Source organism: Burkholderia pseudomultivorans (genome assembly GCF_902499075.1).
GTDB lineage: Bacteria > Pseudomonadota > Gammaproteobacteria > Burkholderiales > Burkholderiaceae > Burkholderia > Burkholderia pseudomultivorans.
Map to the genome: position 1 here is coordinate 1 of NZ_CABVPP010000108.1, position 8,098 is coordinate 8,098.

Here is an 8,098-nt window from a genome sequence, read left to right on the forward strand (position 1 = left end):
GAGGCGTTCATGAAAATCGCCGCTTGCATCATCTGCTGGCGACAGCTGCAAAACTCATTGTGTTAGAGCTTCTAAGCGAAAAGCTGGGATTTTTTGAGCTCAGTACATGCATCCCTCCGCCGTCGATGAGCGCTCAACGATGCATAGTCGCATTGAGAAAATGCAATGTACGATTCGTTGGTTTGAGCGGCGCGGCGCAGCCCGTAGCATGGGCGCGTCACCCGTCCTCCAGCATCGGAATGTCCGCGCAAACAGACAAGGTCGTCCATTGGCTGCTGTCCAGCCTGGAGCCGAGAAGCCAGCTTTTTCATGTCGGCCAGTATTGCGGCGACTGGCAGGCGTCCACCGCCGGCCGTGCGAAAGCGAGCTTCCACGTGATCCTGCATGGATCGGCGTGGCTGCACTTCGCCGACGGGCGCGACAGCATCCCGGTCGCCGCCGGTGAAGCCGTCTTTCTGCTGCGTGACGTGCCGCACGGGCTATCGCCGAGCCCGGTCAACCCGCAGGTCTGCGCCGTCGCGGGCGGCCACCCGCTCGAGCGACGCGGGTCGATGCAACCGCTCGACCCGTCGGTCGACGGCAGCGTCGGGCTCGCCTGCGGCTTCATCGAATTCCACTCCACCGTGTCGCGCGCGATCGTGTCGCTCTTTCCCGAGTACCTGATCGTGCGGCGCGGCGACGACGCCTATCGCGGCATCCACGGGCTGTTCGACCTGATTCGCGCCGAAGGCCGTTACGGCGTCGACGCGCCTTCCCCGCTGATCGACAAGCTGGTCGAACTGCTGCTGTTCTATGCGGTGCGGGACGCCGCAGGGCACGATACCGTGGCCAGCGGGCTCGCGTCGCTGATGCAGCGGACCGGTTTCGGCACGCTCATCGCCGCGATCATCGACGCGCCGGCCGACGCATGGACCACGGACTCGATGGCCGCATTCGCGAACATGTCGCGCACCGCGTTCTGCAAGCACTTCAGCGAAGCGTCCGGCCATCCGCCGATGCAGTTCGTCACGATGGTCCGAATGCGGCTCGCGGCAGACCTGTTGCAGCAGGGGCTGCCGATTTCGCGTGCGGGCGAACTCGTCGGCTATCAGTCCGAGTCGGCGTTCGCGCATGCGTTCAAGCGCACGATGGGCATGCAGCCCGGCGCATGGCGCCGGGACCGTGACAACGCGTCGCAATCGGCGGCGCGCCAGCACTAGCCGGGCGGCGCGACGTCGGGACGCGTGGCGCGGGACGAACGCACAGGAATCGCGGATGTTCGCGCATTGTCCGGCGGTGACGCCGCCTCGACAATGATCTCACTGCCTTTCCGGAGAATCCTGTGAGCCGCCTGCCCTTGCCCACCATCGAAACCGCCCCCGCGCCCAGCCAGCCATTCCTGGAAAAGTCGCAGCGCGCGAATGGTTTCCTGCCGAACCTCGTGCGCTCGCTCGCGAACGCGCCGGTCGCGCTCGAAACCTATCTGACCGTCGCGGAGATCAACAGCCGCGCGGGCCTCACGTTCGCCGAGCGCGAAGCCGTGCAGATCACCGCGGCCGCCGTCCACGGCTGTGCGTTCTGCGTGGCCGGACACACCGCGGCGGCGCTGAAAAAGGCCCACGTCGACCACGCCGACGTCGATGCATTGCGCGACGGCGAACCGGTCGCCGATCCGCGGCTCGACGCCGTCGCCGCATTCACGCGCGCCGTGATCGCGACGCGCGGCGGCGTGCCCGACGACGCGCTCGACGCGTTCCTGGCCGCCGGCTTCACCGAGGCGAACGCGCTCGAAGTGGTGCTGGGCGTGAGCCTCGCGACGCTGTGCAACTTCGCGAACAACCTGTCGCGCAACGAACTCAACCCCGAACTGGCGGCATACCGATGGGAACCCCGGACACAGGCCGCCTGACGGCGCCCGAACTCGACGCGTCGCTGGTCGACTGGCTCGACGCGAACGCCACGTCGCTCGACACGCGCGCCGCGCTGAAAGCGGAAGTCGTGCCGCGCCTCGCGGCGGCCGGACTGTTCCGGATCGGCGTGCCGGCGGGCCTCGGCGGCGCCGGCGGCACCACCGCGGACGCCATTGCCGGCATCGCCGCGGTGGCCGAGCATTCGCTGACCGCGGCATTCGTGCTGTGGGGCCAGCGCAGCTTCATCGAGTACCTGTTGCAAAGCCCGAACGCCGCACTGCGCGCGCGCCGGCTGCCGGCGCTGCTCGACGGCCGTTGCGCCGGCGCCAGCGGGCTGTCGAACGCGATGAAGTATCTGTGCGGCATCGAGTCGCTTCAGATCGACGCGACGCGGCACGCGGACAGCGCCGACGACTGGCGGCTGACGGGCAGGATGGCGTGGGTGACGAACCTGCGCGCCGAACGGTTCGTGGTGGCGGCAGCCGTCGCGTTCGACGATGGCCGGCCGTCCGCGATCGTCGCGATTCCGGATGACGCGCGCGGCCTGGCCCGCAGCACGGATCTCGACCTGATCGCGCTGCGCGGCAGCAACACCGCCGCGCTGCATCTCGACGACGTGCCGAGCGACGCCGCATGGCTGATCCATCCGGATGCGCAAACCTTCCTGCCCGCGGTACGACCGGCATTCCTCGGCTTGCAGTGCGGGCTCTCGATCGGGCTCGCGCGGCGCTCGCTGGCCGAAGCGCGGCGCGCGGCGGAGACGACGCGCGGCATTCTCGGCCCCGAAGTCGAATCGTGCGCGGCCGAACTGGCCGCCGCGTGCGCGCAGTTGTCGGCCGGCATCGCCGACGGCAGCCTGCGCCTGCATCCGAACCGCCTGTTCGAGCTGCGCATCGCGCTCGCGACGCTAGTGGCCACCGCCGTGAACCTCGAACTCGAGGCGAGCGGCGGCCGCGGCTATCTGCGCGATGCGGGGCTCGGCTTCGAGCGACGCTGGCGCGAAGCGGCGTTCATTCCGATCGTCACGCCGAGCGTGGTGCAGTTGAAGGCGCAACTCGCCGCGCGGACGCGGAGCATCGCCGCATGACGCCCCCGCTGCTGGACGTCCGTCACCTGACGCTCGGCTACGGCGACGAGCCGCGCACGACCGTGCTTGCCGACGTGTCGCTGTCGGTCGAGTGCGGCGAAATCGTCGCGTTGATCGGCCCGAGCGGGACCGGCAAGTCGAGCCTCCTGCGCGCGCTGGCCGGGCTGGAGCGGCCGCAATCCGGCACCGTGTCCGTCGACGGCGCGCTGCTGCAGGGCCCGCACCCGAGGATCGCGATCGCGTTCCAGGACCCGTGCCTGTTGCCGTGGCTGTCGACCGAAAGAAACGTCGCGTTCGGGCTTGCCTTCGCGCATCAGGAACGCCTCACGCGCGATCAGCAACGCGAACGCGTCCGCTCGGCGCTGCGCGCAGTCGGGCTCGACGCCGCCGCGTCGCTGCGCCCGGCTCAGCTTTCCGGCGGGATGGCGCAGCGTGCGGCGCTGGCGCGCGCACTGGCGCGTCAGCCGCACGCGCTGCTGCTCGACGAGCCCTTTTCGGCGCTCGACGAAGTCACGCGCGCCGCGATGCAGCAGTTGCTGCTGAACATCGTCGCGACGACGCGCTGCGCGACGGTGCTCGTGACCCACGATATCGACGAGGCGCTGCTGGTGGCCGATCGCATCGTGCTGCTCGGCACGCAGGGCCGCTTCATCGACGCGTGGCAGGTCGATTTCCCGCATCCGCGCGACGCGTTCGTCAGCGAACTCGGCACGATGCGCATCGACATCCTGAAGGCGTTGCAGGCCGGCATGAAGCGCCCGCACGCGTCCGAACCCCATCCCTTGAACTGACCTCCCTATCCATGTGCCAGATTCCGATGTCGCGCCGCGAATGGCTGAAGCTCGCGGCCCTGTTCACCGCGACGGGCGCCGCCCCGTTGCTGTCGATGGCGAACGCGCACGCCGCGGCCGAACCGGATGCGCCGGTTCGCATCGGCTATCTGCCGATCACCGACGCGGCCCCGCTGCTGGTCGCCCACAACAACGGCTATTTCGCGTCCGAAGGGCTGACGGTCGAGCAACCCAAGCTGCTGCGCAGCTGGGCGCAACTCGTCGAGGCGTTCCTGTCCGGCCAGGTCAACGTCGTGCACCTGCTGTCGCCGATGACGCTGTGGGCACGCTACGGCAGCCGCGCGCCGGCGAAGGTGGTCGCATGGAACCATGTGAACGGCTCCGGGCTGACGGTCGCGCCCGACATCGATTCGCTGCGCGATCTCGGCGGCAAGACCGTCGCGATTCCGTTCTGGTACTCGATTCACAACGTCGTGCTGCAGGACATGCTGCGCGAGCAGGGGCTCGTCCCCGTGCTCAAGCGGCGCGGCACGCCCGCGGCGAACGAGGTCAACCTCGTCGTCATGGCGCCGTCGGACATGCTGCCCGCGCTCGCCGCGCGCTAGATCTCCGGGTATATCGTCGCGGAGCCGTTCAACGCGACCGCGGAATTGATGAAGATCGGCAAGATCCTGCGTTTCACCGGCGATGTCTGGAAGAACCATGCGTGCTGCGTCGTGTTCATGCACGAGCACGATCTGACGCAGCGCCCCGCGTGGTCGCAAAAGGTCGTCAACGCGATCGTGAAGGCGCAGCTGTGGGCGCGCTCGCATCCGCAGGAAACCGCGCAACTGCTGTCGAAGGACGGCACGCACCGCTATTCGCCGCACACGCTCGCGTCGCTCGATCGCGTGCTGGTGCCGTCGGCGTCGCTGGCCGATACCTATCGGGCGAGCGGCGCGATCCGCCACGCCGACTGGCACGCGAAGCGGATCGACTTCCAGCCGTATCCGTTCCCGAGCTATACCGAGGCGCTGGTGCAGCGGCTGAAGCGGACGGTGGTCGACGGCGACAGCGCATTCCTCGCGTCGCTCGATCCGGCGTTCGCGGCCCGCGACCTGGTCGACGACCGGTTCGTGCGCAAGAGCATCGACGCGGTGGGCGGGCTGACCGCGTTCGGTCAATCGGGCGGGTTCCGCCGCGAGGAGATCGTCGTTGTCTGATGCGCTTGCTACCCGCCGCTCGTCCGCACCCGGCACGCGCCGGACCGGCGGCGCCCGTTCCCCGGCACATGCGGCCGCGGGATGGCTCGGCGTGGCCGGGCTCGTGGCGACGGTCGTGGTCTGGTGGGCCGCGATCCATGCGTTGACCGAGCCTGGCTCGCTCGGCCGGCAGTTCGCGCCGGACAGCGCGCTCGTCAGCCTGCGCTCGCTATGCGCAGACGATCATCTGCTCGAACACGCGCTCGTCAGCCTGCGACGCATCGGCGTCGGGCTCGGCGCGGCGCTGCTGGCCGGCGTCCCGCTCGGCTTGTTGCTCGGCCGCGTGCAATGGGTCGAGCGGATGCTGTCGCCGACGTTCCAGTTCCTGCGCATGGTGTCGCCGTTGTCGTGGATGCCGCTTGCGGTCATGTCGTTCGGCATCGGCGACCGCGCGATCTACTTCCTGCTCGGGTTCGCCGCGTTGTGGCCGGTGCTGATGAGCACGGCGGCCGGCGTCAAGCAGATCGACCGGCGCTGGCTGCAACTCGGCGCAAGCCTCGCGGCCACCCGCCGCGAGCTGCTGGTCCATATCGTGCTGCCCGCGATCGCGGGGCCGCTGCTCAACGGCACCCGGCTCGCGATCGGCATCCTGTGGATCGTGCTGGTGCCGGCCGAGATGCTCGGCGTCAACGCGGGCCTCGGCTACCTGATCCTCGATACGCGCGACCGGCTCGCGTACGCGGAGCTGACCGCGGTGATCGTCGTCATCGGCGCGCTGGGTTTCGTACTCGATGGCATCACTCGGTTGCTAGCCCGCGCTTTGCTTGCACCGGGACACTAGTACGGTCAAAGATAAATCCCGAAGGCGACGCGCACCAACGGACGAGCGTCTTCAGATGTGTAGTGGGAAGCGAAGATCGTAACCGTACGTCGGGTACGATTCTTCGCTCTAGCAAATGTGTGCCCGAGTCCAACTCGAAAGGTATCTCGCGAAGCTCGGGTTATCGGCTACATCAACGGCTTGAAACTAAAGGTGTCCTGCCTCGTGAATCTCAACGCCGGGGATTAATCATGCAGTCGGCCAGCACGGTTCCCGGGAGATCTATTCGACCCACGATGCACGAATAGCCTATTAAGGCAGAGCGTTATAGTGAGCCATTGCGCCGTCGCGATAGGAACGAACCATCGTTTCCATCATGCCCTCGAACGCGGAGACCAGTTGAGGCCCAGCACTCTGTGGCGTCCCAGTCTTGTAAGGCGGATGCGGGTCATACTCGATGATCAGTTCCGCTAACTGTGCGGCCGGCTCGCCGAACGCCTTCGCCGCGACGAGCAGCGACGCCTCGAAACTGCCGATCCCTGGCCCAGCGGTGTAGAGGTTCCCGTCGACGACCGTGCCGCCGCCCTCGCGAACGACCTCGGACGCCCCCAGACTCTCGACGATCGATAGCGAGTTGTAGCTCGACGTCACTCGCTTACCTTTGAGCAGGCCCGCGGCGCCGAGAAGCACTACTCCGTTGCAGATACCGATAACGTATTTCGCGTCCTTCGCCTTGTCCGCGACGAAATTGACAACCTCGGGATCGTTCTGAATTTCAGGCGGAAGCATTGGTACCGCGAGCACGTCCACATCCGGGCATGTTGAAAACGTCTCGTTCGGCTTGGTCCACCACGACGGGAAACCTTCAACGAGGTCATAGTTCTTCCAAACCAATAGGATTTCGGCCCCGGGCATCAACCCGAACACCGTCTGTACGCCCACCATATCCATCGGGATAAATCCCGGTCCGACTACGATGGCAACCCGAAATGGTCTCTCCGCCCGCGCTGCAAGATCTTCCCGCAGAGCTCTGACCGACGGGAGGTCCGTCTCTCTCGGCAAATTGTCTTTCATCCTTCTTCCTTTTCGAATTCAATCCAGACAAAGCGTCGTCGCCGGCCGGCTACTCAAGTCGCACCGCTCGACGCCCCTTCGGCAGATCAGTGTCGCGTGCGACCTTCCCCAAGCTCGTTAGCGAACTTCCGAATGCGGGCAGAGATCTCGGTCGGCGCCTCAAGAGGCGACAGATGGCCGACCCCGGGGAGAATTTCGAGCCGAGCGTGCGCAACACGGGGCAGAAGTTCTGCTTGAAGTGTCTCGACACGGTCGACCTGGTCTCGTTCGCCGGCGATCACCAGGACAGGGATATCGATCGCTGCGACGTCGGCGGTAATGTCTTCCTTCATTGCGATGTTCGGCCATGCAAACTTCGCATTCGGTGCTCCGCGGAGACTATCCTCGATGACCTGTTCACGAAGCTCGGCAGCAAGCTGACTACCCGTCAACACGTTGTCGAGCACCCAGCTGATCGACTCCCGTGAATCGTAAGCGCCCGTCATTGTCGTACGTTGCTCCTCGGACAGCGCCATCGGGGACGGCGGCGACGGTGCGACCAGCACCAGTCCCTCCAAACCCTTGAGGCGACGCGACGCAATGAGCTGCGCGACCTTTCCCCCCATCGAATGGCCCACGAGAATGTAGCGCGACAGCCCCAGACCCTCGATTACACCCTGCGCGTCATCAGCCAGATGCGAGATCGAGTAGCCTGCCTTGGGCGCCTCCGAGTTCCCCCAGCCGCGATGATCGGTCGCGACGGTCCGGAACTCGTTCGACAAGTCGTCCGTAACCATACTCCACGTGCGCGACGATCCGCCCCAGTAGTGGAGGAAGACCACTGCCACGTCGCCATGCCCCTTGTCGGCGACGCGAATTCGTACGCCGTTTGATTGAATATCCGTTGCCATCCTTGCTGCACTCCATGTCCACTACCGATTGCGACACGACCCACGCTGACTGCGCCAGCGTTGAATCCGTAGCGGCATCGTAAAAGTTGGTGCCCCTAGAGACAATTCACGTTTCGAGATATGCAGTCGATAATGTAGGTATCGAATCGGCGAGACGCTCATGGATCAATTCACATGCATCAATGTCTTTGTGGCCGCAGTTGACGAAGGTAGCCTCGCTGCGGCGGCGCGGCGCTTCGGTTTTTCCGCAGCTATGGCCGGCAAGTACGTCAGCGAACTGGAGTCCACGCTAAAAAGCTCTAACAAAAAGAGTTACGAGGGCTGTTAACCCGCTGCACGCTCTGTTAACCTCATCGTTGTTTCGCT

General features: G+C 66.0%; 7 protein-coding genes and 2 pseudogenes. 7 read left to right on the top strand and 2 right to left on the bottom strand.

Features of this window, described 5'->3' with window-relative positions:
- The first annotated feature begins 239 nt into the window (after positions 1 to 239).
- The 6 genes and pseudogenes from BST28156_RS34050 to BST28156_RS34075 all read left to right on the top strand — a co-directional run bounded on the left by BST28156_RS34050 (position 240) and on the right by BST28156_RS34075 (position 5,789).
- Positions 240 to 1,199, top strand: coding sequence for an AraC family transcriptional regulator (locus BST28156_RS34050; protein WP_006405727.1), 960 nt, complete (start codon positions 240 to 242; stop codon positions 1,197 to 1,199).
- A gap of 122 nt (positions 1,200 to 1,321) precedes the next feature.
- Positions 1,322 to 1,888, top strand: a complete 567-nt coding sequence (locus BST28156_RS34055) for a carboxymuconolactone decarboxylase family protein (protein ID WP_006489008.1) — start codon at positions 1,322 to 1,324, stop codon at positions 1,886 to 1,888.
- Positions 1,861 to 2,976 carry an acyl-CoA dehydrogenase family protein gene (locus BST28156_RS34060; protein WP_006489046.1) on the top strand — a complete coding sequence of 372 codons (1,116 nt, stop codon included), beginning with the start codon at positions 1,861 to 1,863 and terminating at the stop codon, positions 2,974 to 2,976. Before BST28156_RS34055 ends, BST28156_RS34060 begins: the two co-directional genes overlap by 28 nt.
- Positions 2,973 to 3,767 (top strand): ABC transporter ATP-binding protein, encoded by a 795-nt coding sequence (locus tag BST28156_RS34065; RefSeq protein ID WP_006489020.1) that lies wholly within the window; start codon positions 2,973 to 2,975, stop codon positions 3,765 to 3,767. Before BST28156_RS34060 ends, BST28156_RS34065 begins: the two co-directional genes overlap by 4 nt.
- 11 nt (positions 3,768 to 3,778) lie before the next feature.
- A pseudogene (locus tag BST28156_RS34070) lies at positions 3,779 to 4,969 on the top strand (ABC transporter substrate-binding protein).
- Positions 4,962 to 5,789 (top strand): ABC transporter permease, encoded by an 828-nt coding sequence (locus BST28156_RS34075; RefSeq protein ID WP_006488996.1) that lies wholly within the window; start codon positions 4,962 to 4,964, stop codon positions 5,787 to 5,789. Before BST28156_RS34070 ends, BST28156_RS34075 begins: the two are co-directional and overlap by 8 nt.
- 291 nt (positions 5,790 to 6,080) lie before the next feature.
- Here BST28156_RS34075 and BST28156_RS34080 read toward each other — a convergent pair whose 3' ends face one another.
- Both BST28156_RS34080 and BST28156_RS34085 read right to left on the bottom strand, forming a co-directional pair.
- Positions 6,081 to 6,842 carry a DJ-1/PfpI family protein gene (locus BST28156_RS34080; protein ID WP_006405733.1) on the bottom strand — a complete coding sequence of 254 codons (762 nt, stop codon included), beginning with the start codon at positions 6,840 to 6,842 and terminating at the stop codon, positions 6,081 to 6,083.
- An 86-nt stretch (positions 6,843 to 6,928) separates the two neighbouring features.
- A complete protein-coding gene (locus tag BST28156_RS34085) occupies positions 6,929 to 7,732 on the bottom strand; it encodes an alpha/beta fold hydrolase (RefSeq protein WP_006405734.1) in 804 nt (267 codons plus the stop codon).
- 160 nt (positions 7,733 to 7,892) lie between these two features.
- On the opposite strand from BST28156_RS34085, the pseudogene BST28156_RS34090 reads away from it, so the two are divergent.
- Positions 7,893 to 8,098 (top strand): annotated as a pseudogene (locus BST28156_RS34090) (helix-turn-helix domain-containing protein); the annotation flags it as partial.